Here is a 25,285-nt window from a genome sequence, read left to right as displayed (position 1 = left end):
AATGCTAAATACAAACGCGACCGGATCGGAGGGAACCATGACCTACACGGTTTCTCAGAACAACTTGAGTTTGCAGAAGAAAAAGCTGGCGCAGGAGCAGATGGAAATCCGGCTGAAAAAATTTACCCATAACCGGGCTTCGATCTTTGGGCTGTCGGTTGTTACGGTGGTGATTATTCTGGCGCTGTTTGCCCCGCTGATTGCCATGCACGACCCGCTGGCGATGAATACCGCAGACCGCCTTCAGGGCATTAGCGCCGAGCATTGGTTTGGTACGGACAATATGGGGCGCGACGTGTTTTCCCGCGTGCTGTACGGCGCCAGAATTTCGCTTACCGTCGGTTTTACGGTGGGCATTGTTTCCGGCTTCCTCGGCCTTGTGATCGGGCTGTATGCCAGCACCAATCAGCTGGCAGATAACATTTTAATGCGGATCTGCGACGGCCTCAAGGCCATCCCCAGCACGCTTTTAGCCATCACCATGATGGCGGTGCTGGGCGCGGATATCAAAAACGTGATCATCAGCCTGATTGTGGTCAATATTCCCAATATGGCTCGTCTGGCCCGCAGCCAGGCGCTGGTGGTTAAGGAGCAGACGTATATCGAGGCCATGCGCTGCCTCGGTTCTTCTCAGAAGCGGATTCTGTGGGCGCACATTGTGCCGAACATCCTCTCGCCGATGATTGTTCAGATGACTTTCGTGTTTGCGAGTGCCATCATCACAGAGGCGGCCCTCAGCTTTCTCGGCGCGGGGGTTCCGGCTCCTTCGCCCAGCTGGGGTAACATTTTAAAGGAAGGGAAAGACGTAATCTACACCGCCTGGTGGATGATTCTGTTCCCCGGCGCGTTCACCGCGCTGACGGTACTGGGGCTGAACCTTCTGGGTGACGGTGTGCGCGATCTGATGGACCCGAAGAGCAACTGAAGCGAATCTGCGGCTGAAAAAAGAAGAAATTGCGCTCTCCCCGCCACCGGCGGGGAGAGGCAAACTCCCTTTGTTGTTGGCTGGAGAAGCAGTAGGAGAGGAGAGACCGGCAGCATGGAAAAAGTATTGCAGGTAGAAAATTTATGTACGGAATTTAAAACGGAGCGCGGCATGCTCAAGGCGGTGGGCGGTGTCAGCTTTGAGGTTTACGCGGGCGAAATGCTCGGCATCGTCGGCGAGTCGGGGTGCGGAAAAAGCGTAACCTCGCAGTCGATTCTCCGGCTGTATGATGAGAAATCGTTCGTGCGCTACACCGGCGACATCCTGTTTCACGAGGAAAGCCTGCTTGCGATTCCCGAAAAGCAGATGGAAAGCGTGCGCGGCGCCAAAATTTCGATGGTGTTTCAGGATGCGCTCAGCTCGCTGAATCCGGTATTTACGGTGGGAAATCAGATCATGGAAGCGATTCTGATCCACCAGAAAAAGACAAAAGCAGAGGCCAGGGAGCAGGCCATTGAAATGCTGAACCTGGTTGGCATTCCCGACCCGGCCCGGCGGTTTTACCAGTACCCGTTTGAGCTTTCCGGCGGCATGCGGCAGAGAGTAATGATCGCGGTTGCACTGGCCTGCCACCCGCAGCTTTTGATTGCCGACGAGCCCACTACCGCGCTGGATGTGACGATTCAGGCGCAGATTATGGATTTGATTGTGGATATGAATAAGCGCCTCGGCATGGCGGTGATGCTCATTACGCACGATTTGGCGGTTGTGGCGGAAACGTGCAACAGAGTCATTGTGATGTACCTTGGCCAGATCGTGGAGGAAGGCTTGGTGGAGGATATTTTCGATCATCCCATGCACCCGTATACCATGGGACTGATGAATTCGATTCCCAAGCTCGACACCGCCAAGGCGACCCGGCTGTACCAGATTAGCGGCACGGTGCCGCTGCTGGATCAGATTCCCGTGGGTTGCCGGTTTGCCCCGCGCTGCCCTTACGCCACCGACCTGTGCAGTGAGCAAATGCCCGAGCTGAGCCGGGTTTCGGCAACACAGGGGGTGCGCTGTCACTATAGGAATGAGTTGAGCGGCAGCTTATACCAGGAGCGTCTTAAGTATGAGGCCGGTTAGGAGGAAACGAGCATGACAAATACCGCAAAGGTGGTTTTGCGCGGAACGGGAGTCAAAAAATATTTTCCGGTTCGCAGTTCTGTTCTTGGCAGGGCGAAAAAGAACGTAAAAGCGGTGGATGGTGTGGACATTTCTCTGTATGAGGGAGAGATTTACGGCCTTGTAGGGGAAACCGGCTGCGGTAAAAGCACGCTGGGCCGCACACTGGCCTACCTGACCGAACCCACCGGCGGCTCGATTGAGGTGCTGGATCAGGATATGACGGCTATGAAGCGTCATCAGCTGATCGATATGCGCCGCCAGATCCAGATGGTGTTTCAGGACCCTTACACCTCGCTGGACCCGAAGCAGCGAGTGGGAGATATCCTCACGGAGGCGCTGAAGATTCACAATATCGGCACCCGTGAATCCCGTATGGATACCGCGGTGGAAATTATGGAAAAGGTGGGGCTGCGGCTCGAGCATTTCTACCGCTACCCGCATGAGTTTTCCGGCGGCCAGCGGCAGAGGGTCGGCCTGGCCAGAGCGCTGATTTTAAACCCGAAAATCATTATTTGTGATGAGCCGGTATCTGCACTCGACGTATCGATTCAGGCACAGATTATCAACCTGCTGCAGGATCTGCGCGAGAAGGAGCATATTTCCTTTTTGTTCATCGCGCACGACATGAGTGTGGTAAAATATGTGTCAGACAGAGTCGGTGTGATGTATCTGGGGCACATGATGGAGGAGGCTGAAACGGAGGAGCTGTTCCGCAATACGATGCATCCGTATGCGAACGCGCTGCTTTCCGCTGTTCCGAATCCCTCGCCCCACACCAAAAAAGAGAGAATCATGTTACAGGGCGATCTTCCGTCCCCTATCAATCTGCCGTCCGGCTGTGTGTTCCATACGCGCTGCCCGTACGCCACAGAGCAGTGCTCTTTGCGCACACCCCATTTAAAGGAGGTTGTACCCGGGCACCGGGTGGCCTGCCTGATGTATGAAGAGGGCTGGTCGGCACAGCCTGAAACAATCAATGAATGATTAGGAGGTAGCAGCAGTGCTGACAGAACACGCGCAGGATTTCTTACAGACCCACAGCGATGAAGCGTATCAGCTATTAAAGACCTTGGCGGCGATTCCATCCTCGTCGAACCACGAGGAAAAACGGATGGAGTTTTGCAGGCAGTGGCTGGAGTCCTGCGGGGCTAAGGGGACTTATACCGACAGCGCGCTCAATGTGATCTGCCCCGTTGGAGTAACAGAAGAGAACCCGGTGATTGTGTTCTGCGCCCACACCGACGTCGTATTTCCGGATACCGACCCGCTTCCCGTCAGGGAGCATTCGGGGCGGCTCTGGGCGCCCGGCGTGGGCGACGACACGGCAAATCTGGCCGCTTTGATGATGACTGCAAACTATGTTCTGCGAAAGGGACTAAAACCCAAGGATGGCCTGGGCGTGCTGTTTGTTTGCAATTCTGGAGAAGAGGGAATGGGGAATCTGAAGGGTTCCCGCAAGCTCTGTGAGGAGTATCAGGGGCGCATTCAGGCATTTTGCAGCTTTGACGGAACGCTGACTCATGTGGTGAACCGTTCGGTGGGTTCGCGCCGCTTTCGGGTCAGCGTGACAACGCAAGGCGGGCATTCCTATATGAATTACGGGCGCCCCAACGCGATTGCGCAGCTGGCTGGGATTGTTACCGATCTGTACGCCGTCAAGATTCCCCCATACGGGAAAACAACCTGCAATGTCGGCACGATTTCGGGCGGTACTTCTGTAAATACGATTGCGCAGAATGCCGAAATGCTGTGCGAATACCGGTCGGATGATGCGCGCGGTCTGCAATATATGCAGGAGCAATATGAAAAGATTTTCTCCGCGCACCGCAAGCGCGGAGTAGAGGTTACGGCAGAGGAGGTCGGGTACCGCCCCGGTGAGCAGCTTGCCGGGGCGGCGGCCGCAGAACGTGATCGGCTGGTACAGAGGGCGGGCGATATCATCGAGCAGGTGACTGGAAAGCGCCCGGGCACCGCGTCCTCCTCCACCGACTGCAACATTCCCCTGTCACAGGGGATTCCCAGTGTGTGCTTTGGGGCATATTACGGCGACGGAGCGCATACAAGGGAGGAATATGTGGAAATTGATTCCCTGCCGCTCGGGTACCAGGTTGTAATGGAGAGTGTGCTGGATTATTTTCGATAGAACCAGGAGATGACATATGAAACGAGAGTTGGATCTGCATCGTTATCTTGCGGAAATTGATGAGAAAGCAACCCCGCTCAGCGCTCTGAGTGATCAGATATGGGACTATGCCGAAACGCAGTTTGAAGAATTTCAGTCGGCAGAGGCTCTTAGTTCTTTCCTTGAAAAGGAGGGCTTTGCGGTAGAAAGGGGCGCGTTCCATATTCAAACCGCGTTTACCGCTACCTTTGGGTCGGGCAGCCCTCAAATCGGCATTTTGGGCGAGTTCGACGCGCTGTCGGGTCTGAATCAAAAGGCAGGAGTTGTTCAAAAAGAATCCGATCATCCTGAAGCAAACGGTCACGGCTGCGGACATAACCTCCTTGGCGTTGGTTCCGTCGCGGCGGCACTGGCAGTCAAAAAGTATCTGGAGGACGGATTCTCCGGCACGGTTACCTATTTTGGCTGCCCCGGCGAGGAGGGCGGCTCCGGCAAAGCCTACATGGCCAGAGAGGGTGCTTTCTCCAAGCTGGACTGTGCGCTGACCTGGCACCCGTCCAGCCTGAACATGGTCTGCCAGAACAGCTCGCTCGCAAACTTTCAGGTGCAATTTACCTTTCACGGCATCAGCGCTCACGCCGCCGGCAGCCCTGAAATGGGTCGCAGCGCACTTGACGCGCTGGAGCTGATGAATGTGGGAACCAATTTTTTACGGGAACACATGGTTGAAAAAGCGCGCATTCATTATGCGATTACCAATGCAGGTGGGTACTCCCCAAATGTGGTGCAGAATCTGGCCAAGGCGGTTTATCTGGTTCGCGCCCCAAGGCAGGATCAGGCGCTGGAGCTTTTGAACCGGGTGAAGAAAATTGCGCAGGGCGCGGCACTCATGACCGAAACCACTGTGGAGCATCAACTGATCAAATCCTGCGCCAACATGATCTCGAATCAGGTGCTGGAGCAGGCTCTGTTTGATTCCCTCACGGAGGTCGGCACGCCGAGGTATACTCCTGAGGAATACGAGCTGACGCAGCGCTATGCCGACACTGCGCCTGCGGGGGCCGACCGCGGTTACATGGATGCGGTTCAGGAGCGGATGGACCCAAAAAACAAGAAGTTTCTTTTGGGGAAAAAATCTGACCCCCTCTACGATTTTATTGTGCCCTACGAGCCGATGCACTTGGTGCGTGTGGAAGCAGGCTCAACCGATGTGGGCGATGTCAGCTGGATGTGCCCGACCGCGCAGCTGTACACTGCCGCTTGGGCGCCCAGAACTCCGGGGCATTCCTGGCAGGTGGTTTCTCAGGGGAAATCCTCTCACGCGCATAAGGGAATGCTACTGGCCGGTAAAGTGATTGCACTCACTGCCATGCGTCTGATGCAGCAGCCGGAGCTTTTAGAGATGGCCAAAGAGGAGCACACTCTGGCTCTGCAAGGGCAGACCTATCTTCCGATTCCAGAAGAGATTCATCCGGTGCCTCTCAGAACCATGAACTAATAGAAAGATTCGTATCCCTATGCGGAGAAAAAGGGAGAGTGTGAACGATGGACCATATTGTGATTACGATAGCCCGCGGTTTTGGAACGGGCGGCCGCGAAATAGCCTCCAGACTGGCAGATCGTCTGGGAATCCATAGCTATGCCAATCGAATCCTGACGCTCGCGTCGCAATACAGCGGACGGGACGAACACGATTTTGTAGAGGTTGATGAGCGCCTGCGGGACGGATACCTGCGTCAGCAGCTGATGTCGCTGCAAAAGCTGCTGACCCCGCTGCCGCACACCAATCCGTTTGAATCTGACGACCGCCTGTTTGAGTTTCAGAAAAAAATTATTCAGGAGCTGGCCCGTACTGAAAGCTGCGTCATTGTAGGCAAATGCGCGGATTACGTGCTGAAAGATTTTGACAATGTGCTGAGTGTGTATATTGAGGCACGCAGGCCCGTATGTGCCAAGCGCGTGATGCAGACAATGAACGTTTCGGAAAGTGAAGCGCACAACCTGATTTCGAAAACGGACAAATACCGTGCCGAATATTATAAATATTACACCGGCGGCAACTACTGGACCAACCCGGTAAACTATGATATAACGCTGAACAGCGGCCGGTGGGGGATTGAGAACTGCGTTGACCTGATTGTGCAGGCATTGCAGATCAAGTTCGGCGAAGACTGTAAAAAAGCGTTTCCTTCCATTTGAATATTCCTAACAGGCAAAACACGGAAAACGATTCGTTTTTCGTGTTTTGCCGTCCAAAAGGGAAAGCACTCAAACAGAGAAAATCGCTGGGCACTAAGCGCTTTTGGGTGAGTAAATCCTGCTGTGCTTGACATTGCGTGTTGTATTTGATACGCTTTAAGTTAGAAAAGACTAACTTGACTTTGTTGGTCTGTACTTTTGCTGAGTCTGGCGTGGGCGGACGACGGCAAGCCGGATGCAAAGGGAGAAGCGGAGGGATTTTATGCACTCATTAGAGGAGTATGATTTGGTTGACCCGGAGTTTTTGTCGATTACGCACCAGCCCGACTGTACGGTGTACCACATGATAAACATTGGCGGAGAGGGAACAATGGTAAGCTTTGAGGTGTTTGACGGGGTTGAGTTAGTCTATAATGATTTCCATTCCTCCTATTGTGTTTCCGGCAAGGGCACGACAGCCGACGTGATGGAGATTAACCATTGCCGTAGGGGACGCTTCGAATGCGATTTTTTGAACGGCACCTGTGTTTATTTAGAAGAAGGCGACCTTTCGGCGAATATGGTGGCCAATCAAACAAAAAGCCCCTGTTTTCCGTTGGAGTATTACAGTGGGGTCTCGGTTTTGATCGACCTTAAGCGGGCGGAGCAATCGCTTTCGGGCGTACTCAAAGATATTTCGATTGACCTGTACGCTTTGCAGGAAAAGCTTTGCGCGGGCAATAACTGTTTTATCATGCGAGCAACTGATTCGATTCAGCATATTTTTTCGGAGCTTTATAAAGTGCCGGATCAGGTGAAGTTCGGCTACTTTAAGCTGAAAGTGCTGGAATTGCTGCTGTTCCTCAGTGTGATTAATCCCGCTGAACACCTGGAGGAGCCGCGCTATTATCAGAAGAATCATGTGGAGTGTGTTAAGCGGATGAAGAACTATATGGTTTGCCACTCGGACTGCCACTTTACACTGCAGGAGTTGTCGGAGCGTTTTGACCTGCCAATGACGACAATGAAGCAGTGCTTTAAAGGAATTTACGGAACCTCGGTTTACGCTTATATGCGTTCCTACCGTATGCAGAGGGCCGCCGTGCTGCTGTGCCAGAGCGAAGAGAGTGTGTCCTCCGTCGCGTGGAGGCTGGGGTATGTGAATGCCAGTAAATTTGCGGCTGCGTTCAAAAAAGTGATCGGTTTTTCGCCATTGGAATACCGAAAAAAAAATCGCCTGAATGGAGTCGAAATTGTCTGTGCGGAGTAGAAGCGCACGCCACAGCGGGAGTATAATCATTTTCTGTAAACAGGACAGAGCATGCGCCGGGGGCGCGGTTCTCTTGGCTGCAAGTTAGCAAAAGCTAATAGTAAGCATTTTCGATTTTTGGAAGAACATCAGCGTGCTTTGATTCCTGCGGAAAAATCCAGAGCTGATTATGGCTGGCTCTTCTATGCATTTCGTAAGCTCCCGTTTTCTCAAAACAAATTCAAAATCCTTTGCTGTGAAACATTGTTTTATGGCAGAGGATTTTTTCAAATTGTAGAAATCTTCTCCGCAGCCTGGGAGGCAGGGCGGCAGTTTGGAAAATTTTAATTGGATTTTAATTCGTTGGCAGGTCGCAAATAATGCAAAAGCAATAGAATAAGTTTACCATTTTTTTGGAAAGGATAGATGTTTTTGCTAACCGGTGTTATAATCGATAAATCGGAGCTATGAGGAGTGACAGAATGGATGAGATCTGATAATTCTTTGATTGAAATACTAAGAGGCGGATACATTAAGCCTGTGTATCAGCCCATTGCCTCCCTGCGCGACGGCAGTATTCTGGGGTACGAGGCGCTTAGTAGAATTTCTCTTCCGGGCTGTGAAATCAAAATTGAAGAGCTGTTCGATTTGGCCACATCCACTCAGCGGCTGTGGGAGCTGGAACGTCTTTGCCGCACGCAGGCATTGAAAAATGCCGTTACAAAGCCGGTCGGCGCGCGTCTGTTCCTCAATGTTGACCCGAATATTATATATGACCCCGAGTTTATTTCCGGCTTTACGAGCCAGATGCTCCGTGAATTTGGGATGAACCCGGACGAAGTAATTTTTGAAATAACGGAGAAGAGCAGCGTCAGTGTGGTTCCGGTATTTATCTCCACCCTCGCGCATTATCAAAAGCAGAATTTTCAAATTGCGATCGACGATTTCGGATCAGGCTATTCCGGGCTGGTGCGGGTTTGCGCGCTTTCTCCGAACTTCCTCAAAATCGACATGGGGATTGTGAGGGACATTGACCGGGACAGCAGGAAAAAATCCGTGATGACGGGAATCGTGAAATTCTGCAAAGAAGCCGGTATTCAGGTGATTGCGGAGGGAATCGAGACAAAGGAAGAACTCGCAACGCTGATTCAGGTTGGCGTGGATTACGGACAGGGCTTTTTTCTGGCCAGGCCGAACGAGAAATTTCAGCGGCTGCCGGGCGAAATTAAGCTGCTGATGAAAGAGGCTCGGGATAACTCTTTGAATCTGGGTTGCAGCGGGCCTGCTTTTTGTCATGTTGGTGCAATCTGCAGTAAAAAAGAAGCGCTGTCAGAGGATGCTCCCGCGCTCTCGGTTTATCAGGCCATGTGTGGTGATCCCTCCATGACTGAGGTTTGCATTATCAATCATGACGGTACCGTTTGCGGACTTTTGACCCGCCAGTATTTGCTGGGACGGTTCAGCGGACAGTTCGGGTACAGCCTGTATTCCCGCAGAACAGTCAAGGATTTAGTTCAAGATGATTTTTTATCGGTGGATTCCGGCAAGGCCATTAACGATGTTGCCGCCCAAGCCATGGAGCGGGAGCCGAAAAGTATGTATGACGCGGTGGTGATCACCGAAGGAAAGCGGTATCTCGGCATTGTCACCGTGCGCGACCTGCTAAACGCGGCGATCAATATTCGGGTGAGGAACGCGGCTGACGCCAACCCGCTTACGGGCCTGCCGGGCAATAACGCAATTCAACGTGCGATTGAAGAGGCCATGCTTGGAGATGACCGGGCCTGCGCGATTATCTATCTGGATTTGGATCACTTTAAGGCATACAATGATGCCTACGGTTTTTCCTGTGGGGACAATATGCTTCGGCTAGTTGCGCATACCATGAATCTTTGCTGTTCTGCCGCCGATTTTAAGGGACATATTGGCGGAGATGATTTTATTATTCTTACGCGGGATACCGAGTGCCTGCCTGAGCTGTGCGACAATTTGATCGCCACCTTTTCCAGACAGGTACGGCCGCTCTATTCCAAAGAGGACTGGGAGCGCGGATACATTATTTCGAAAAATCGGAACGGATTCGCGGAAGATTTTCCGGTTGCCACACTCTCGATCGCGGCGGTTACGAACCGCACGGTCGATTTTTCACAGACGGAGCTGTTATCAAAAACAGTTGCCGCCGCAAAAAAACAAAGCAAGCAAAAACAAGGCCATTCCGTTGTGATTGTCTGACAGGAAAACACGGCGAACCTCCTGTCGTCATTCCAGGGGAAAGACGCGCTTTGCGGCTTCGATCACATGCTTGGCAAGAATCGTGGTGGTTACGGTTCCAACCCCTCCCGGAACGGGAGTGAATGCCTCCGCTACCGCGTTTGCCGCTTCAAAATCGACGTCGCCGTGCAGGCGGCCATCCGGGCCTACGGTGACGCCTACATCCAGAATCACTTGCCCGGGGGAAAGGCAATTCCTGTTCAGAAGAGAACGGGCTCCCGCCGCCGCAATGATGAGTTCCGCTCGGCGGCATTCTGAGGGCAGGTCTACGGTATCGATGTGGCACAACGTAACAGTGGCCCCGCGCGCCAGCAGCATCATCGCAACGGGCCTGCCGATCACAAGGCTGGCACCCACTACGACGGCGCGCTTGCCCCGCAGCGAAACGCCGCAGTAATCCAGAATATCGATGCAGGCCTGCGCGGTGCAGGGCGGGAACCCCTGCTGCACGCCGGTGAAAACACCGTACAGCGAAAGGCTGGTAACGCCGTCCACATCCTTTTCGCAGCAGAGCGCGTCGCGAATGGCGCGGTCATCCAGATGCGCCGGGAACGGGCGCAGCAGCAGAACCCCGTGAACGGAGGGAGCGCGGTTCAGCGCTTGAATGACCTCCAGCACGTCGTTGAGCATACTGTTTTCCGGCAAAATCAGCGATTGAACGGAAATGCCGATTTTTTCACAACGCTTCGTTGCTCCCGCTTGGTAGGCGGCAGATTCCGGCTGCTCCCCAATGCGCACAATGGCCAGAGTCGGCGTGCAGCCCCGCTCCTTTAATAGAGCGGTCTCCTGCTTTAGCGTGCCGTTCATAGATGTGACAATTTCTTTTCCCGCGATGATTCTGGCCATTTTGCAAATCCCCCTGTAACGCTCTGTTTTGCCGTGCGGCAGAGCACGGTCTTATCAAAATTTTATTATAGGGGAATCGGGAAAAACAAACAAGGCAAATTCATTCTATAATAGAATAAAAAAAGGTCGAACCGAAAAAGACTCTTCGATTCGACCTTTTTTAGACGTTTTTTCAACGCTGCGGGAAGGATTTTCCCTTTATTCGTCTACTTCATTTGTCTCAGCGTTACTGCTGCTCGCTGCCGCTGACGGTTTCATACGGCCAGTCGAGGATCCCGCCAAAATCGTAAATCTGGGTATAGCCCATGTTTACCAGCTGTTTTGCGGCCCCGGCACTGCGCCGACCGCTGCGGCAGTAAACAAGAATAGGGGTATCTTTATTCGGCAGCTTTTTCCCAGCTTCGGCAGAGATTTGGCTGTCGGGGATCAGAATCGCGCCGGAAATGTGCTGCTGTAAAAATTCCTCCGGAGCGCGAACGTCCAATAAAAAATAACTTTGGGTATCCTGCATTCGCTTTTTGGCTTCTTCGGCAGTGATTTTGTGATACGCCGATTCTCCGCCCTTCTGCGCTCGGTTTCGTCCCCCAAGAAAGAGAATTGCAAGCAGCATTGCGCCGATCAGCAAAACCGCATAAATAACAACCTTCATACGTCTTCTCCTTTGCAGTAATAGGCTTTCAGTACGTCAATCACCTTTTCCACTCGTTCATCCTCAATGCGGTAGGTGATGCTTTGACCGGTCTTTGTGCAGTCTAGAATCCCGTGAGCCTTCAGCATGGCCAGATGCTGCGACATCGCGGACTGGGTAATGTGGGGAATACTATCGGCAAGGCGGCTGACCGTCTTGGGGCCTTCGATCAGCTGGCATAAAATCAGCAGGCGGTTTTCATTGGCAAGCACCTTCAGCAGTTCTGCCAGTTTCTTCGCTTTTTCTTCCATCGGAAGCGTCCTTTCTGTGTTTGATTTGGCAAATTCCCTGCGTCATGGTGCCCATCGGGCAATAAACGCACCAGGAACGCGGTTTAAACAATACCATGGTGATGAGTCCCAGTACCGTGGAGGTGAGCATTACTCCGTAAAAGCCGAATGCGAACTGTGCCACGGCAGGAGAAACAAACGAGGTATTTACCCAGTCCCATGGCAGGCGGAACACCCACAGCAGTGTTACGGCCTGCCGTAGGGAGGCGCCGGAAAAAACGAGCCAGGTCGAGTACAGCATCAGCCCGAACATCGTCATAAAAAAAGCTAGAAAGCCGTACCTGAACCACTTGGAGCGCAAAAATTTCGGGGGCGCCTTCCTTCGGGAAAAACCGAACCGCCCTCCCAGCAGCTCAAACAGCTGGCCACGCCCGCAATATTTGTTGCAATAGGCCTTGTTACCCTGAATGATTGAGATGGCCAGCGGAATAAAAAAGCACAGCAGCCCCAGCCACGCGAACAAAATATTAAAAATCCCCAGAGTCAGGTAGAGTGCGGAGAAGATCCACAGGAATTCATACCACGGCTTTCGCTTCTTCACAGGCTTCCTCCTTTTCGGTAATCATAATCACTTCGGCGGGGCAGGCCATCGCGCATTTTCCGCATCCTACACACCGCAGCGTGTTCACCTGCGCACGGATTCCGCGCCAAACGGAGATTGCTCCCAGCGGGCAGGCCTTCACACAACAGCCGCACGCCACGCAGTCTGAAAGAACACGTGCTGTCTTTCTGGTTTTTTTCATACGCACCACCAATCAGTATATTAGTAATTATTAATATACTTATATAACAATCTTTTGTCAAGCATATTTTTATATTCATATTGACATATGTCAAAAATTAAGTATAATTTAATTGACATATGTCAATAATTCATCGAAGAGGAGGGTGCGCTATGCCAAGACCCCGAAAATGCAGGCGAGTGTGTACCATGCCACAGCAGCGCAGCTTTGGGCCGCTGGATGGGGCCGAGAACGACGCTTCGCCCATTGTGCTGTCAATCGACGAATTTGAGAGCATCCGGCTGATTGATCTGGTTGGAATGACGCAGGAGGAATGCGCTAAGCAGATGGGCGTAGCCCGCACAACGGCGCAGGCCATTTATGCCGGCGCGCGCTTCAAGCTAGCTGAATGTATTGTGCACGGCAAAAGGCTGCACATTGATGGCGGTGACTATGTTCTTTATGGCAGTGCATCGGCCTGCGGATGCGGATGCTGCCAGAAAATGAGGCAGTGCGAAAACGAGATAACAGGAGGAAAAGAGAATGATACTGGCAATGCCGTATGAAAATGGAAACGTGTTTCAGCATTTCGGAAAGAGTAAGGAGTTTCAGCTGTATGAGATCGGCGAGGGGAAAATCCTCGGAAGCCGTGTGGTATCTGCCGGAGAAAACGGGCACAGCGCGTTGGCCGATATGCTGGGTGGACTTGGGGTTACCGTGCTGGTGTGCGGCGGAATCGGCGACGGAGCCAAGCAGGCTCTGGCGCAGTGGGGTATCCGCGTTCTGGCCGGGGCACAGGGCCCCGTGGAACAGGTGATCGAGGATTACCTCGCGGACCGGCTTCCCGTTGTTACCGGCGCAACCTGCGATCATCATCACGAAGAAGGCCACTCTTGCCACGGCGGGGATTCTTGCTGCCATTGAGCGGCCCAATAGGAGAGATGGGTTGCTGAACCACACGGGAAATAATGGTATTCGCAATTTTTTTCATTTTCTATTTACAAAGGAACAAACGCGTGCTAATATAAGCATATATCAGTGCAGAGCCTTTTCAAAACGTTTCGCCCGGTTCTAACTGGCGAATCAAACTGAATATTCGTTCGAAGGCGAACAAAAGCAATTTGCTTTTGTTCGCCTTTTTTTACAAGTTTTTGTGTACCAAATTTTCTGATTTGACCAGATATATTGATAAATTTATAACTTAACTACAAAATAACATTATTTATTTTTAAAAAAATATTGACATTTCATCATTTTATTACTAATATAAGTTTATATAAGTGAATGATGCGGCACAGCACAAGAGGAGGTTTAAAATGCTTCGAGTCATTGGGGTCGGCGATAACGTGTGCGACAAATATCGGCATCTGGAGTTGATGTTCCCTGGCGGGCAGGCACTGAACATAGCGGCTTACTGCCGGATGAAGGGCTGTGATGCAGCTTATCTGGGGGTGTTCGGAACAGACGCAGTCGCGGAGCACGTGATGAAAACGCTGACGCGTCTGCAGGTGGACTTTTCCCATTCCCGGCAGGTGGAAGGGGAAAATGGCTATGCGGTGATTGATCTGGTGAACGGAGACCGGGTTTTTGTGACCAGCAATCGCGGCGGGGTGCTCAGGGAGCATCCGATCCAGCTGGATGCGGGTGATCTTGAGTACCTGAGAAGCTTTGATTTGATCCATACCAGCAACAACAGCTACATAGATTCTCAGCTGCCGGTGATGGCCTCACTGGGACGGTTTGTCTCTTACGATTTTTCCGGCACCTGGAAAGACCAGGAGCGCACGCAGAGCATTTGCCGGTGGATCAACTGCGGTTTCTTATCCTGCTCTGGCCTTATGCCGGAGGAGGTTCGCGAGCAGCTTTCCGAAATCGCGCGCCTTGGCTGCGGGATTGCGGTGGCAACCATGGGCGGCGACGGCGCCATGGTATGGGACGGTGAAAGCTTTTACCAGGCGAGAGCCAAACCTGTGGAGGTGATCGATACGCTCGGCGCAGGGGATTCGTTCGCGGCCGGATTTTTAATGGCGTACCTGACGGAAATCGTTCAGGGGAAGCTCCCGAAAGGCAGCGATGCGTACCGGGAAAAGATGGAGCAGGCACTTTCGGCGGCCTCAGAGCTTTCGGCTAAAACCTGTGGACGCCCGGGCGCTTTCGGCTTTGAAACACAGCTGGTATAGAAATACCGCTTTCAAATAAATTCGGATTTCTTTTTCTGTCAAGTGCAGGAGAAAGAAACAACCGGTTTTAAAGTGTGTTCACGATCACGATAAGGTACAGATTATTTTTTCGAGAGGTGACAAAGATGGGATACATGATAGGCGTTGACGTTGGCGGAACCTTTACGGATTTTTCCGTATTTGATTCCGACACGAAAAAACTGTTTCACTACAAGCACAGCTCTACTCCCGAAGATCCTTCCCGCTCCATCGTCAGCGGAATCCACCACATACTGGAAAGCGAAGGCATTGACCCCAGTGCGGTGGAATACTTGGCGCACGGAACGACTGTGGCGACCAACGCGCTGATCGAAAAGCGCGGCGCGCGCATGGGTCTGATTACCACCAAAGGTTTTAAGGATTTGATGGAAATCGGCAATCAGAAGCGGCCCTCCCTGTACGACCTGCTCAAGGAGAAGCCCGAAAGCCTGATTCCCTCCGGCCTGAAATGCGAAGTGGAGGAACGTCTGCTACACGACGGCTCCGTGAAAATCCCCCTCAATGAGGAGGACGTGCGAAAGGCCGTTCAGTACTTCAAAGAGCAAAACGTGACCACGATCGCCGTCTGCACGCTGTTTTCCTTTATCAACCCGGATCATGAGCAACGAATCAAGGAAATCATTCTGGAGGAATACCCGGAGGCTTATGTTTCCATCTCCAGCGAGCTAGTCAGCGAGTTCCGCGAGTATTCGCGCATGAGCACAACAGTGCTGAATGCATACCTTGGCCCTGTCATGAAAAAATACGTTGAGAATTTTCAGAACAGCGTACGGGAATCCGGAATCACCGTGGCTCCCTACGTCACCCAGTCTAACGGCTCCATTATTTCCATCGCCGAAACGGTGGAATGCCCCATCAAAACCGCTGTCTCCGGCCCGAGCGCCGGTGTGGTGGGCGCGACGTACATTGGCCGCCAGTGCGGTATCGAAAAAATCATCACCTTCGATATGGGCGGCACCAGCGCGGACATCAGCCTGATCAAAGAGGGTAAGGCGCAGGTTTCCTACGAGAGAATGGTGGAGGGCTACCCCGCCCGCATCCCCATGATTGATATTATTACGGTTGGCGCAGGCGGCGGCTCGATTGCCGCTATCGACGAGGGCGGCGCCCTTAAGGTAGGCCCCCGCAGCGCGGGTGCGGTGCCAGGCCCGGCGTGCTACATGCGCGGCGGCGAAAACCCCACCGTTACCGATGCGAACATTCTGCTTGGCAAGCTGAACCGCCACAAGATTCTGGGTGGACGCATGGATGTGGACTGGAACCTTGCTCACGATGCAATTCAAAAGAAGATTTCGGACAAGTCTTCTCTAAACGTGGAGGATGCCGCGGCAGGCATCATTTCGGTCGTCAACTCCAACATGGTGCGCGCAATCCGCGTTGTTTCCGTGGAGCGCGGCTACGACGCCCGTGAATTTACGCTGATGGCTTTCGGCGGCGCTGGCCCCCTGCACGCCTGCGAGGTAGCCAGAGAGCTGGGCATCACCCAGGTTCTGCTTCCTCCCGCGCCGGGCACTCTCTGCTCGCTGGGACTTTTAATGGCCGACACCAGGTTCGATCTGAGCCAGTCGTACATTATGATTGCCGAACCGCAGAATTTGTCAGAAATGAACCGCATCTTCTCGCAGCTCACCGAAGAGGGCGACAAAATGCTTGAAAACGAGGGTATCTCTAAGGAGGACCGCACGTTCGTCTATTCGCTCGACTGCCGGTATGAGCGTCAGAATTACGAGATCACAGTGGAAATCCCGGCCGGGAAGATCAGCGAAGAGGTGCTCGAGAATCTGGTGGCGCAGTTCCATCAGGAGCATGAGCGTTCCTACGGCTACTACGATGCCAATAAGAAAATCCAGATGGTCAACTACCGCGTCGGCGCGGTCGGCACCATCGATAAGCCCGACCTGAGCGAGCACCCCGTGGAAAAGAATCCGCAGGTGCCGGCGCCGATCGAGATTCGCAAAGTTCGGTTTGAGGGTTCTGAGGACTACATTGACACCAATATCTACCAGCGCACGCAGCTTCCCTGTGGCTGCACCGTCAGCGGCCCGGCGATCATTGAGCAGATGGATTCCACCTCCATCATCCCGCCCGGATGGCAGGCGTATAACGACCCGTTCCTGAATCTGATCGTTACTTATCACGGAGGTGAAACAGCATGAGCAAACGTGTTGATGCAGTAACCGTAGAAATCGTCGGCAATCTGCTGTTATCCATCGCGGAGGAAACCGGAATCGCGATCATCCGCAGCGCATATTCCACTAACATTAAGGAACGCCGCGATATTTCCACCGCGGTGTTCGACCCAGAGGGTAATATGGTAGCGCAGGCCGAGCATGTAGCCATGCACCTTGGCTCCCTGCTGGGAATCGTACAGGAGGTGTATAAGCATTTCGACCGCTCCGACATTCAGGAGGGCGACATGTTTATCGGCAACGACCCGTACAACGGCGGAGGCACCCACCTGCCCGATATTACCGTTGTCGCGCCGGTATTCCATAGCGGTCAGCTGATCGGCTGGGTGGCCAACCTGGCGCATCATAGTGACGTGGGTGGCAAGGTGCCCGGCTCCACTTCCGGCGATGCGGTGAGCATTTTTCAGGAGGGAACGAAAATCCCTCTCGTGCGCATTTGCAGCGGCGGCGAGGTCTGCAAAGACATCATCAGCATCATCATGGCGAACAGCCGCATCCCGAATGAGCGCTACGGTGATTTACAGGCACAGATCGCGGCGAACCGCGTGGGTATGCGCCGCTTGCTTGACGCTTACGACCGCTACGGCGACGTTCTGGTGGACAGCATGTATCAATTACAGGATTACGCTGAGCGCAAGCTCAAGGCGGGCATTGCGAAGCTGCCGGACGGCGTATACCAATTTACCGATTATATGGATGACGCGGGAACGGCTTGCCCCGATCCGCTGAAGATCTGCGTTACAATCACTATCAAGGGTGACAGCATGACGCTCAACTTCAACGGTACCGCAAAGCAGGTGCCCGGCCCGATCAATGTAACCTACAATGGCCTTTTGGCCACGGTGTTCTATTCGCTCAAGGCGCTCATCGACCCCACCGTTCCGTCGAACGCAGGCATTTACCGCGCGTTCCATGTGGAGTGCGAAAGCGGCCTGCTGGTCAACGCGGAAAACCCCGCACCTGTGGGCGAGCGAATCGATACCTGCCAGCGTGTAGCCGACGTCATCTTCGGCGCTCTGGCTCCCGCCGTACCCGACCGTGCGATCGCCTGCTGCAACAGCTCGGTGACCTCGGCGATTTTCTCCGGCGCAGACCAGAAGGACAAGGACCGCTTCTTCGTGTACCTGGAGGTAGTCGCGGGCGGCTCCGGAGCCAGCCGCGACGCGGATGGCCTCTCCGGTGTGCAGGTGCATATGACAAACACTTCGAATCTGCCGGTGGAAGCGCTCGAAATGGAGTTTCCGCTGGTGACCGTGAATAAATACGAGCTGCGCAAAGACAGTGGCGGCGCGGGGCGCAACCGCGGCGGCCTTGGCATTATCCGTGAGTTTGAAATGATGTACGATGGCATTTCCTACACCGGCCTTGGTGACCGGCAGAAGATTCCGCCGTGGGGCCTTGAGGGCGGCCTTGCCGGTGAGGGCGGTGTGTACTATCTTGTGAAGCCCGACGGAACCAGCACCCGCCTGCCTTCCAAATGCACCGACATCCCGCTCGAAAAAGGCGATGTGATCAGTGTGCAGACTCCCGGCTCAGGAGGGTATGGCAATCCGCTGGAGCGTGCCCCCCTTCGCGTTTTGACCGATGTGATCGAGGGGAAGGTTTCTCCCGAAAAGGCACAGGAGCTGTATGGCGTATGCGTTGTAAAAAATGGCAGCGGCTGGGCTGTGGACGAGGAGAAAACAAAACTACTTAGAGAAAAGCGGTGATTTTTGGATGGCCGAACCCCTGTTGGATGTTCAGAACTTGGAAATGGTGTTTGAAAATAAATATCAGGCTTTTACCGCTGTGGATCACCTGAGTTTTTCGGTGGAAAAGGGCCAGACCTTGGGCATCGTGGGTGAAAGCGGCAGTGGAAAGACGATGGCGTCCCTTTCCGTAATGAAGCTGCTTCCCAATCAGGGCAGGGTGTCCGGCGGGAAAATTCTGTTTGAGGGGAAAGATCTGGTGCCGCTGAAAGAAAAAGAGATGCAAAAGCTGCGCGGCAAAGAGCTGGCGATGATCTTTCAGGACCCTATGATGTCGCTTGACCAGGTGTATACCGTGGGGAACCAGATTGTTGAGGCAATTCTTACGCACGAGTCGGTGGGAAAGAAAAAAGCCGAAGCGCGCGCGCTTGAACTCCTCACCGCCGTGGGAATCGCGCAGCCGGAACGGGTGTTCCGCAGCTACCCGTTTGAGCTTTCGGGCGGCATGTGCCAGAGGGTAATGATCGCCATCGCCCTTTCCTGTCATCCTAAGCTGCTGTTTGCCGACGAGCCTACCACGGCGCTCGATGTGACCGTACAGGCGCAGATTCTGGATCTGCTGCGCAAGGTGCGCGACGAATATCAGATGGGTATTGTTTTGATTACCCATGATCTGGGTGTGGTGTCGGATATTGCCGACCGGGTGATCGTGATGTACGCGGGTAAATCCATGGAGGACGCGCCTACCGACGTGATCATGAACCATCCGTCCCACCCGTACACCATGGGGTTGATTCAGTCAGCCCCGAAGCTGGAGGAGCAAGTGGAGCGCCTGTATAGTATTGAAGGCACGGTTCCCGATATTCGGAACATGCCCAAAGGCTGCCGGTTCTGTACCCGCTGTCCGCAGGCGGATGACCTGTGCCGCGAAACCGAGCCGCAGGTCAGAGAAATCGCACCGGGTCATTTTGTGCGGTGCCACCGAGCGGGCAACTAGGAGAGGAAGGGATGCAGCTTGAATGAAGTGCTATTAGATGTAAAATACGTTTCGAAAACCTTTCCTGTCAAAGCCGGATTGTTTTCTTCGTCCAAGGGTGTGGTACACGCTGTGGACAATGTCAGCTTTCAGATTCACCGCGGGGAAAGCTTCGGTTTGGTTGGGGAATCCGGGTGCGGAAAAAGCACTCTGTCCCGCACCTTGCTGCAGCTGGTTCCGGCGGATGCGGGCGAAATCTGCTTTCACGGCAAAAATCTGGCGGCGCTCTCCAAAAAGGAGATGCGCGCCCAGCGCGAAAGCATGCGTATGGTGTTCCAGAAGCCGTTCGATTCGCTGAATCCCCGCCAGACCGTGCGGCAGATTATTTCGGCACCGATGCAGGTTCACCGTAAAATGAGCCGCCAGGAACTGGACAACGAGGTGATGAAGCTGATGGACCTCGTCGGCCTTTCCCGCGGGTATATTGACCGGTACCCCCACGAGTTTTCGGGCGGGCAGAGGCAGCGCATTGGCATTGCTCGGGCGCTCGCGCTCCAGCCGCAGCTGATCGTCTGTGACGAGCCGGTCTCCGCGCTGGATGTTTCGATTCAAGCGCAGATTCTGAACTTGCTGAAAGACCTGCAAAAGGAATTCGGACTGACGTATCTGTTTATTTCCCATAATCTGGCTGTCGTCAAGCATATGTCAGACCGCATTGCTGTGATGTACCTCGGCTCTCTGGTAGAGGTGGCGAACGGCGCGGAGCTGTACCGGGCCGCAAGGCACCCGTACACCCAGGCGCTGCTTTCCGCGATTCCCGACCCCGGCAGCGGACAGAAGCGCCAGCGCATCATTCTCACCGGGGATATTCCCAGCCCGGTCAACCCGCCCGCGGGCTGCCGGTTCTGCACCAGATGCCCTAAGGTGATGGAACGCTGCAAGACGGAGCGCCCGGCACTTCGAACCCTTGCGGATGGTGGGCAGGTCGCGTGTTTTCTGTACGAACAGGAGGGGGGAACAGCATGACGAAATTTATTGTGCGCCGGTGCGCGATTGCGGTGCTGCTTCTCTTTGTGATTTCAAGCATTGTGTTTTTAACCGTCCACCTGATGCCCGGTGACCCGGTGTTGCTGATGCTGGGAACCGATTCGAACCCCGACCCGCAGGCAGTGGAAGCGCTGCGCAAGGAGCTGGGGCTGGATCAGCCAATCCTCACGCAGTACGCTAACTGGATGCTGAGTGCCGTGCAGGGCGATTTGGGAATGTCATACAGCGAACATATTCCGGTGATGCAGTCCATCGGTTCACGGCTGCCGCGCACACTGGAGCTGGCGGGAGTTTCGCTGCTGCTGGCGTGCATTATCGGCCTCCCTCTGGGCGTGCTTTCCGCTCTGCGGCGCGGCAAATTTTCCGATCTGGTGATGACGACCGGCGCTTCGCTCGGAACCTCCATTCCGGTTTATGTGTTGGGCTATGTACTGATTATTCTGTTCTCTCTGAATGTGTTTGGCTGGAATATTCCCACGCTGCCGTCGAGCGGTTACGTGAACTTTTCTAAAAGTCCATCGGGGCATTTTCAACGCTTGCTTTTGCCGGCTGTTGCCCTGGCTCTCGGGCTGGCTGCTTCGATTATGCGCATGACCCGTTCCTCCATGCTCGACGCTCTCTCCGCCGAATCGGTGCGGGCGCTGCGGGCTAAGGGCCTGCCGGAGCATGTCGTTATTATCCGCCATGTCATCCGTAACGCTTTTATCCCGGTGGTAACGGTGATTGGCCTGCAGATGGGCAACCTGATCGGCGGCACGGTGCTGTGTGAAACGGTGTTTAACTGGCCGGGGCTGGCGACTTTGTTGGTAAAGGCCATTAACCAGAGGGATTATCCGCTGATTCAGGGCTGTATTCTGGTGATGTCTTCCGTGTTCATTTTAACCAATATGCTAGTCGACATCATCTACGGTGTGCTCGACCCCAGAGCGCGGTAGGGGGGATACTATGGGTTTTTTAAAACGCAGTATGAAAAACAAGAAATTTGTGTTCAGTATGGTGGTTTTGGTGCCGCTGGTGTTTGTGATCCTGTTCGGCCCCCAGCTTGCGCCGAATGACCCGCTGACGATGAATACATCGCTGGCTCTGGCTCCCTCTTCAGCCCAGTATCCGCTGGGAACCGACGAGTATGGCCGCTGCATTCTCTCTCGTTTGTTGGTGGGAGTGCGGCCATCCATGACGGTGGCGCTGTTTGGCACTCTGGGCGCATTTGTCACAGGGCTTCTGTTCGGTATTTTTGCCGGGTACCTCGGCGGTAAAATCGGCGGCACCATCATGAGAGCGGTCGATGTCATCCTCTGCTTCCCGCCCATACTGCTCGCGATGATGGTCGTGGGCCTGTGGGGCGCAGGTGTGCGCAACCTAACCGTAGTGGTGGCGATTCTGTATACGCCCCACTTTACCCGAATCGCCTATTCCTCCACCATCAAGGTGCGGAAGATGGAGTTTGTCGAAAATGAAATTTCCATCGGCGCGAGCCTGAAACGAGTGTTATTCGGTACGATTTTTCCCAACATTTTTTCCCCGCTGGTCATTCAGATCAGCCTCACGGTTTCCAGCGCGATTCTGCTGGAATCAGGCCTGAGCTTTCTTGGCCTTGGTGTTCAGCCGCCTGACCCCTCCTGGGGCCAGATGATCGGCGACGCAAGGAATTTTCTGTCAGTCAATGTGATGTATACGGTGTGGCCGTCACTGTTCTTGAGCCTGACCATTCTGGCAACAAATCTGATGGGTGACGCGCTGCGCGACATTCTCGACCCTAAGCTGAGGGACAGCTTTTAATTATGAATCAGAGGATAAAAGGAGGAAAACAAAATGAAGACAACCTACAGGCGAATTCTGTCTGTGTCGCTGGCCGCCGTAATGGCGCTCACCACACTGTCGGGATGCTCGGGAAGCAAATCCACCTCGTCGGCAGCTGCGGAGTCATCTGCCACCGAAAGCCAGGTGAGTAAAAAGGATGAACTGGTTGTGGCGATCAGTGCAGACGTGTCCACGCTTGAGCCCATGGTGCAGTCCGGCCAGGCGATTCGGTTAATCAAAACGTGCCTCTATCGGGGTCTGCTGGCGTATCAGGCCGACGGAAAAATCGGGACGGAGATTGCGGATTCCTACTCGATTGGTGAAGACAACAAAACGTATACCTTTAAGATCAAGCAGAACGCTAAGTTCCACGACGGCAGCGACATCACCGCCGAGGATGTTAAGTTCTCACTCGAGCGCATATTGGATGAGTCTGTGGGTGCTACCTTCCGTTCAGATTTCCTGAATGTCCTCGATAAAATCGAGGTGGTGGACACCAAGACCGTTAAGATTATTTTGAAGGAACCCTGCGCACCGTTCCTTGATTACCTCACCCTGCCGGAATCGGTGATCGTTTCCAAGGCATGGTGCGAGAGCCACAAGAACGACCTGAACGCGAACCCGATGGGCAGCGGCCCCTACACGTTTACCTCTTGGGATAAGGGGCGCGAGATCGTTCTGACCGCGTTTTCGGATTTCTACAAGACTGGTAAGCCCGAAACCAAAACAATCCGCTTTGTCATCACTCCCGACGCCACCACCAGGGTGAACGCGCTGCAGACCGGCGACGCAGATCTGATTGACTATGTGGCGGCCAAGGATATTACCACCATGGAGAAGGATGACGCCTACAAGGTGTATGTCTCCGAGGCACCGTTCATGTGCCTGCAGTTCAACGTTAAGAGCGGCCCGCTGGCCAATGCCAAGGTTCGCCAGGCAATTGCTTACGCGGTTGACCGCCAGGGCGTGATTAACACTGCTTTCATGGGTCGCGGCACCCAGATTTTCGGCTTCCCTACCCAGGTGGGTGAAAATGGCTATGATGGCAAGTACGATAAATACTTCAGCTTTGATCAGGAGAAGGCGAAAGCTCTTCTGAAAGAGGCGGGTTATCCAAACGGCTTTAAAATCAAGATTTTGTCCAGCTCTACCTACGAAATGCATAAGCAGACCGCTATTGTGGTGCAGGACAGCCTGAAGAAGATTGGTATTGATGCCGAGGTGGAGCTGCCGGATTGGTCTACCCGTATTGAGCGTTCCAACAAAGGTGATTATGAAATCCTTGTTTCCGGTACTGCCGGCAACATCGTCGATATGGACTGGACGACCAACTATTTCGCAAGCGGCGAACCCAGAATGAACAGCTCCGCGTGGTTCTCTGATACGGAGATTGACAGCCTGCTGAAAGAAGGGCGCACCACGATCGACGCGGCAAAGCGCCAGGAGATTTACGACAAACTGAGAAAGCGCGTGCTTGACCTGTCGCCTTTTGTGTTTATCAATTACCGTGAACAGGCTTTTGCCAGCTCGAACAAGGTAGATGGCTTTGTCAATCTGCCGGGTGTTCTTACTTATAACTCCGGCCTGACACTGGAAGACACCTATGTAACCGAGTAGGCGTGTTATCAAATGTCTCTTTTAAACGCAAAGCAGTCTTTCCCCACCCAAGGCGGGGAAAGACACGCGGAGTAAGGGGCATTGCTTACAACAGAATCGTATGGTTTTGTGCACCGGCCGGGCCTGATTTTCGGCGGGCCTGGTTCGGTGCGCAACAATGAGAGGAGATTTTTATGGAGATCCAAGAAATCATTGCGGACATCAAGGGGAAAACAGAATCGTCCGGTGGTTTGAAAAAGGTGTATTTTGTCGCGTGCGGCGGCTCGCAGGCAGCGATTTATCCTGCGAAATATTTAATGGAGTGCGAGGCAAAGAATATTGGAACCGGTATTTTCAACAGCAACGAGTTTGTTCACGCAACGCCCCGTTCGCTGGATGACCGCTGCATCTGCATCATCTGCTCGCTGAAGGCCACAGCCGAAACCGTGGAGGCGGTAAAAACAGCAAATGCAAAGGGGGCCTACACCATCGCAATGACTGGATTTTCTGATACAGCCATGGCCCAGAACGGCAAATATGCGGTGATCTATTCGAACGGTGACGATCAGGTGTACTCCGAGGCGAATCAGGCGCTGGCCTTAAAGCTCGCGTTTGAAATTCTGTATCAATTTGAGGGCTATGCCCACTATGACGCCGCAATGCAGGCCTACGGCAAGCTTGATTCGATCATTGCTAAGGCCAAGCAGAGCATGCTGCCCGCCGCAAAGGCTTTTGGGGAGCGGTATCAGAGTGAGGAGATATTCTATGTGTTGGGCAGCGGCCCACTCACAGGCACAGCCTACACGATGGCAAGCTGTCATTTGATGGAGATGCAGTGCCGCCATGCGGTGATGCTGCACAGCGGGGAGTACTTCCACGGTCCGTTTGAAACCACAGACAAGCACTTGCCAATGATTTTGCTGATGAGCACGGGAAAGACACGTTTTCTGGATGAGAGGGTATTAAAATTCTTAAAAACCTATGCGGAGAACTACACGGTTATCGATGCGGCGGACACTGGGCTTTCCCTAATTGACGACAGTGTTTCCGAGTATTTCAATTCTGTTGTCATGATCCCGATCGAGCGCTTCTTCGTTTCTCAGATGGCAGAAATCCGAGGGCATTCCATGGATGACCGCCGCTATATGTGGAAGGTGGAGTACTGACTATTCTGTTTGGGCGCTCATAGCACAGGGGAATTGTCGCAATAATTGCACTTGAATATTCTTTTTCCATGAAGTACACTAAAGAGTAAGATAGGGGACTGGAGTGAAGCTCTTTTCGCACTTCGTCCCTTCAATACAAA

The 25,285-nt window shown here is 53.5% G+C and carries 25 protein-coding genes; 20 read left to right on the top strand and 5 right to left on the bottom strand.

The features are described from left to right. Position 1 precedes the first annotated feature (1 nt). From QOS46_RS09960 to QOS46_RS09920, 9 genes are all read left to right on the top strand, one after another. Positions 2–925, top strand: a complete 924-nt coding sequence (locus QOS46_RS09960) for an ABC transporter permease (protein ID WP_283609359.1) — start codon at positions 2–4, stop codon at positions 923–925. A 114-nt stretch (positions 926–1,039) separates the two neighbouring features. Further along, on the top strand, positions 1,040–2,056 hold the full coding sequence (locus QOS46_RS09955) for an ABC transporter ATP-binding protein (RefSeq protein WP_283609358.1): 1,017 nt from the start codon (positions 1,040–1,042) through the stop codon (positions 2,054–2,056). A gap of 12 nt (positions 2,057–2,068) precedes the next feature. After that, entirely contained in the window at positions 2,069–3,082 is a 1,014-nt protein-coding gene (locus QOS46_RS09950) for an ABC transporter ATP-binding protein (RefSeq protein ID WP_283609356.1), read from the top strand. A 16-nt stretch (positions 3,083–3,098) separates the two neighbouring features. Then, positions 3,099–4,241, top strand: coding sequence for a M20 family metallopeptidase (locus QOS46_RS09945; RefSeq protein ID WP_283609355.1), 1,143 nt, complete (start codon positions 3,099–3,101; stop codon positions 4,239–4,241). A 16-nt stretch (positions 4,242–4,257) separates the two neighbouring features. After that, the gene (locus QOS46_RS09940; RefSeq protein WP_283609354.1) at positions 4,258–5,718 is read left to right on the top strand and encodes a M20 family metallopeptidase; all 1,461 of its coding nucleotides are present in this window, start codon (positions 4,258–4,260) and stop codon (positions 5,716–5,718) included. Between the two features lie 47 nt (positions 5,719–5,765). Continuing rightward, the gene (locus QOS46_RS09935) at positions 5,766–6,419 is read left to right on the top strand and encodes a cytidylate kinase-like family protein (RefSeq protein WP_283609353.1); all 654 of its coding nucleotides are present in this window, start codon (positions 5,766–5,768) and stop codon (positions 6,417–6,419) included. Positions 6,420–6,681: 262 nt separating this feature from the next. Next, positions 6,682–7,668, top strand: coding sequence for a helix-turn-helix domain-containing protein (locus QOS46_RS09930; protein WP_283609351.1), 987 nt, complete (start codon positions 6,682–6,684; stop codon positions 7,666–7,668). Between the two features lie 51 nt (positions 7,669–7,719). Next, positions 7,720–7,995 (top strand): hypothetical protein, encoded by a 276-nt coding sequence (locus QOS46_RS09925; RefSeq protein WP_283609349.1) that lies wholly within the window; start codon positions 7,720–7,722, stop codon positions 7,993–7,995. A 138-nt stretch (positions 7,996–8,133) separates the two neighbouring features. Continuing rightward, complete coding sequence (locus tag QOS46_RS09920; protein ID WP_283609347.1) at positions 8,134–9,879, top strand: GGDEF domain-containing protein; 1,746 nt, start codon at positions 8,134–8,136, stop codon at positions 9,877–9,879. Between the two features lie 27 nt (positions 9,880–9,906). On the opposite strand, the gene QOS46_RS09915 is transcribed toward QOS46_RS09920, so the two are convergent. The 5 genes from QOS46_RS09915 to QOS46_RS09895 all read right to left on the bottom strand — a co-directional run bounded on the left by QOS46_RS09915 (position 9,907) and on the right by QOS46_RS09895 (position 12,485). Further along, the gene (locus QOS46_RS09915) at positions 9,907–10,764 is read right to left on the bottom strand and encodes a bifunctional 5,10-methylenetetrahydrofolate dehydrogenase/5,10-methenyltetrahydrofolate cyclohydrolase (RefSeq protein ID WP_283609345.1); all 858 of its coding nucleotides are present in this window, start codon (positions 10,762–10,764) and stop codon (positions 9,907–9,909) included. Positions 10,765–10,990: 226 nt separating this feature from the next. Further along, positions 10,991–11,413 carry a rhodanese-like domain-containing protein gene (locus tag QOS46_RS09910; RefSeq protein WP_283609343.1) on the bottom strand — a complete coding sequence of 141 codons (423 nt, stop codon included), beginning with the start codon at positions 11,411–11,413 and terminating at the stop codon, positions 10,991–10,993. After that, positions 11,410–11,703 carry an ArsR/SmtB family transcription factor gene (locus QOS46_RS09905; protein ID WP_283609341.1) on the bottom strand — a complete coding sequence of 98 codons (294 nt, stop codon included), beginning with the start codon at positions 11,701–11,703 and terminating at the stop codon, positions 11,410–11,412. The genes QOS46_RS09910 and QOS46_RS09905 overlap by 4 nt, the downstream gene beginning before the upstream one ends. Then, positions 11,651–12,283, bottom strand: a complete 633-nt coding sequence (locus QOS46_RS09900) for a 4Fe-4S binding protein (RefSeq protein ID WP_283609340.1) — start codon at positions 12,281–12,283, stop codon at positions 11,651–11,653. Before QOS46_RS09900 ends, QOS46_RS09905 begins: the two co-directional genes overlap by 53 nt. Beyond that, positions 12,258–12,485, bottom strand: a complete 228-nt coding sequence (locus tag QOS46_RS09895) for a 4Fe-4S binding protein (protein WP_283609339.1) — start codon at positions 12,483–12,485, stop codon at positions 12,258–12,260. The genes QOS46_RS09900 and QOS46_RS09895 overlap by 26 nt, the downstream gene beginning before the upstream one ends. A gap of 152 nt (positions 12,486–12,637) precedes the next feature. Between QOS46_RS09895 and QOS46_RS09890 the strand changes: the two genes are divergently transcribed. The 11 genes from QOS46_RS09890 to QOS46_RS09840 all read left to right on the top strand — a co-directional run bounded on the left by QOS46_RS09890 (position 12,638) and on the right by QOS46_RS09840 (position 25,145). Then, on the top strand, positions 12,638–13,030 hold the full coding sequence (locus tag QOS46_RS09890) for a DUF134 domain-containing protein (RefSeq protein WP_283609337.1): 393 nt from the start codon (positions 12,638–12,640) through the stop codon (positions 13,028–13,030). Then, positions 13,008–13,388: a NifB/NifX family molybdenum-iron cluster-binding protein gene (locus QOS46_RS09885; RefSeq protein WP_283609336.1), complete on the top strand. Its 381-nt coding sequence runs from the start codon at positions 13,008–13,010 to the stop codon at positions 13,386–13,388. The genes QOS46_RS09890 and QOS46_RS09885 overlap by 23 nt, the downstream gene beginning before the upstream one ends. A 392-nt stretch (positions 13,389–13,780) precedes the next feature. Continuing rightward, positions 13,781–14,644, top strand: coding sequence for a fructoselysine 6-kinase (locus QOS46_RS09880; protein WP_283609334.1), 864 nt, complete (start codon positions 13,781–13,783; stop codon positions 14,642–14,644). Positions 14,645–14,769: 125 nt separating this feature from the next. Continuing rightward, entirely contained in the window at positions 14,770–16,839 is a 2,070-nt protein-coding gene (locus QOS46_RS09875) for a hydantoinase/oxoprolinase family protein (RefSeq protein ID WP_283609333.1), read from the top strand. Then, the gene (locus tag QOS46_RS09870; protein WP_283609331.1) at positions 16,836–18,581 is read left to right on the top strand and encodes a hydantoinase B/oxoprolinase family protein; all 1,746 of its coding nucleotides are present in this window, start codon (positions 16,836–16,838) and stop codon (positions 18,579–18,581) included. Before QOS46_RS09875 ends, QOS46_RS09870 begins: the two co-directional genes overlap by 4 nt. A 7-nt stretch (positions 18,582–18,588) precedes the next feature. Further along, positions 18,589–19,557 (top strand): ABC transporter ATP-binding protein, encoded by a 969-nt coding sequence (locus tag QOS46_RS09865; protein ID WP_283609329.1) that lies wholly within the window; start codon positions 18,589–18,591, stop codon positions 19,555–19,557. An 18-nt stretch (positions 19,558–19,575) separates the two neighbouring features. Continuing rightward, the gene (locus QOS46_RS09860; protein WP_283609327.1) at positions 19,576–20,562 is read left to right on the top strand and encodes an ABC transporter ATP-binding protein; all 987 of its coding nucleotides are present in this window, start codon (positions 19,576–19,578) and stop codon (positions 20,560–20,562) included. Beyond that, complete coding sequence (locus QOS46_RS09855; protein WP_283609326.1) at positions 20,559–21,518, top strand: ABC transporter permease; 960 nt, start codon at positions 20,559–20,561, stop codon at positions 21,516–21,518. The genes QOS46_RS09860 and QOS46_RS09855 overlap by 4 nt, the downstream gene beginning before the upstream one ends. 10 nt (positions 21,519–21,528) lie before the next feature. Then, positions 21,529–22,362 (top strand): ABC transporter permease, encoded by an 834-nt coding sequence (locus tag QOS46_RS09850; protein ID WP_283609324.1) that lies wholly within the window; start codon positions 21,529–21,531, stop codon positions 22,360–22,362. Between the two features lie 33 nt (positions 22,363–22,395). Next, positions 22,396–24,000, top strand: coding sequence for an ABC transporter substrate-binding protein (locus QOS46_RS09845; RefSeq protein ID WP_283609323.1), 1,605 nt, complete (start codon positions 22,396–22,398; stop codon positions 23,998–24,000). Positions 24,001–24,173: 173 nt separating this feature from the next. After that, positions 24,174–25,145 carry an SIS domain-containing protein gene (locus QOS46_RS09840; protein WP_283609322.1) on the top strand — a complete coding sequence of 324 codons (972 nt, stop codon included), beginning with the start codon at positions 24,174–24,176 and terminating at the stop codon, positions 25,143–25,145. The last annotated feature ends 140 nt before the right edge of the window (positions 25,146–25,285 follow it).

The sequence above is a fragment of the Faecalispora anaeroviscerum genome (assembly GCF_947568225.1).
Classification (GTDB): domain Bacteria; phylum Bacillota; class Clostridia; order Oscillospirales; family Acutalibacteraceae; genus Faecalispora; species Faecalispora anaeroviscerum.
This window is presented reverse-complemented; position numbering and strand designations above follow the sequence as displayed.

What these genes read in the sequence shown, in the direction of transcription:
- QOS46_RS09910 (WP_283609343.1), bottom strand. Translation starts at nt 11,413, where the DNA reads ATGAAGGTTGTTATTTATGCGGTTTTGCTGATCGGCGCAATGCTGCTT.
- QOS46_RS09950 (WP_283609356.1), top strand. Translation starts at nt 2,069, where the DNA reads ATGACAAATACCGCAAAGGTGGTTTTGCGCGGAACGGGAGTCAAAAAA.
- QOS46_RS09915 (WP_283609345.1), bottom strand. Translation starts at nt 10,764, where the DNA reads ATGGCCAGAATCATCGCGGGAAAAGAAATTGTCACATCTATGAACGGC.
- QOS46_RS09875 (WP_283609333.1), top strand. Translation starts at nt 14,770, where the DNA reads ATGGGATACATGATAGGCGTTGACGTTGGCGGAACCTTTACGGATTTT.
- QOS46_RS09840 (WP_283609322.1), top strand. Translation starts at nt 24,174, where the DNA reads ATGGAGATCCAAGAAATCATTGCGGACATCAAGGGGAAAACAGAATCG.
- QOS46_RS09850 (WP_283609324.1), top strand. Translation starts at nt 21,529, where the DNA reads ATGGGTTTTTTAAAACGCAGTATGAAAAACAAGAAATTTGTGTTCAGT.
- QOS46_RS09935 (WP_283609353.1), top strand. Translation starts at nt 5,766, where the DNA reads ATGGACCATATTGTGATTACGATAGCCCGCGGTTTTGGAACGGGCGGC.
- QOS46_RS09855 (WP_283609326.1), top strand. Translation starts at nt 20,559, where the DNA reads ATGACGAAATTTATTGTGCGCCGGTGCGCGATTGCGGTGCTGCTTCTC.
- QOS46_RS09865 (WP_283609329.1), top strand. Translation starts at nt 18,589, where the DNA reads ATGGCCGAACCCCTGTTGGATGTTCAGAACTTGGAAATGGTGTTTGAA.
- QOS46_RS09890 (WP_283609337.1), top strand. Translation starts at nt 12,638, where the DNA reads ATGCCAAGACCCCGAAAATGCAGGCGAGTGTGTACCATGCCACAGCAG.
- QOS46_RS09885 (WP_283609336.1), top strand. Translation starts at nt 13,008, where the DNA reads ATGATACTGGCAATGCCGTATGAAAATGGAAACGTGTTTCAGCATTTC.
- QOS46_RS09880 (WP_283609334.1), top strand. Translation starts at nt 13,781, where the DNA reads ATGCTTCGAGTCATTGGGGTCGGCGATAACGTGTGCGACAAATATCGG.
- QOS46_RS09955 (WP_283609358.1), top strand. Translation starts at nt 1,040, where the DNA reads ATGGAAAAAGTATTGCAGGTAGAAAATTTATGTACGGAATTTAAAACG.
- QOS46_RS09920 (WP_283609347.1), top strand. Translation starts at nt 8,134, where the DNA reads ATGAGATCTGATAATTCTTTGATTGAAATACTAAGAGGCGGATACATT.
- QOS46_RS09925 (WP_283609349.1), top strand. Translation starts at nt 7,720, where the DNA reads ATGCGCCGGGGGCGCGGTTCTCTTGGCTGCAAGTTAGCAAAAGCTAAT.
- QOS46_RS09960 (WP_283609359.1), top strand. Translation starts at nt 2, where the DNA reads ATGCTAAATACAAACGCGACCGGATCGGAGGGAACCATGACCTACACG.
- QOS46_RS09895 (WP_283609339.1), bottom strand. Translation starts at nt 12,485, where the DNA reads ATGAAAAAAACCAGAAAGACAGCACGTGTTCTTTCAGACTGCGTGGCG.
- QOS46_RS09870 (WP_283609331.1), top strand. Translation starts at nt 16,836, where the DNA reads ATGAGCAAACGTGTTGATGCAGTAACCGTAGAAATCGTCGGCAATCTG.
- QOS46_RS09940 (WP_283609354.1), top strand. Translation starts at nt 4,258, where the DNA reads ATGAAACGAGAGTTGGATCTGCATCGTTATCTTGCGGAAATTGATGAG.
- QOS46_RS09905 (WP_283609341.1), bottom strand. Translation starts at nt 11,703, where the DNA reads ATGGAAGAAAAAGCGAAGAAACTGGCAGAACTGCTGAAGGTGCTTGCC.
- QOS46_RS09930 (WP_283609351.1), top strand. Translation starts at nt 6,682, where the DNA reads ATGCACTCATTAGAGGAGTATGATTTGGTTGACCCGGAGTTTTTGTCG.
- QOS46_RS09845 (WP_283609323.1), top strand. Translation starts at nt 22,396, where the DNA reads ATGAAGACAACCTACAGGCGAATTCTGTCTGTGTCGCTGGCCGCCGTA.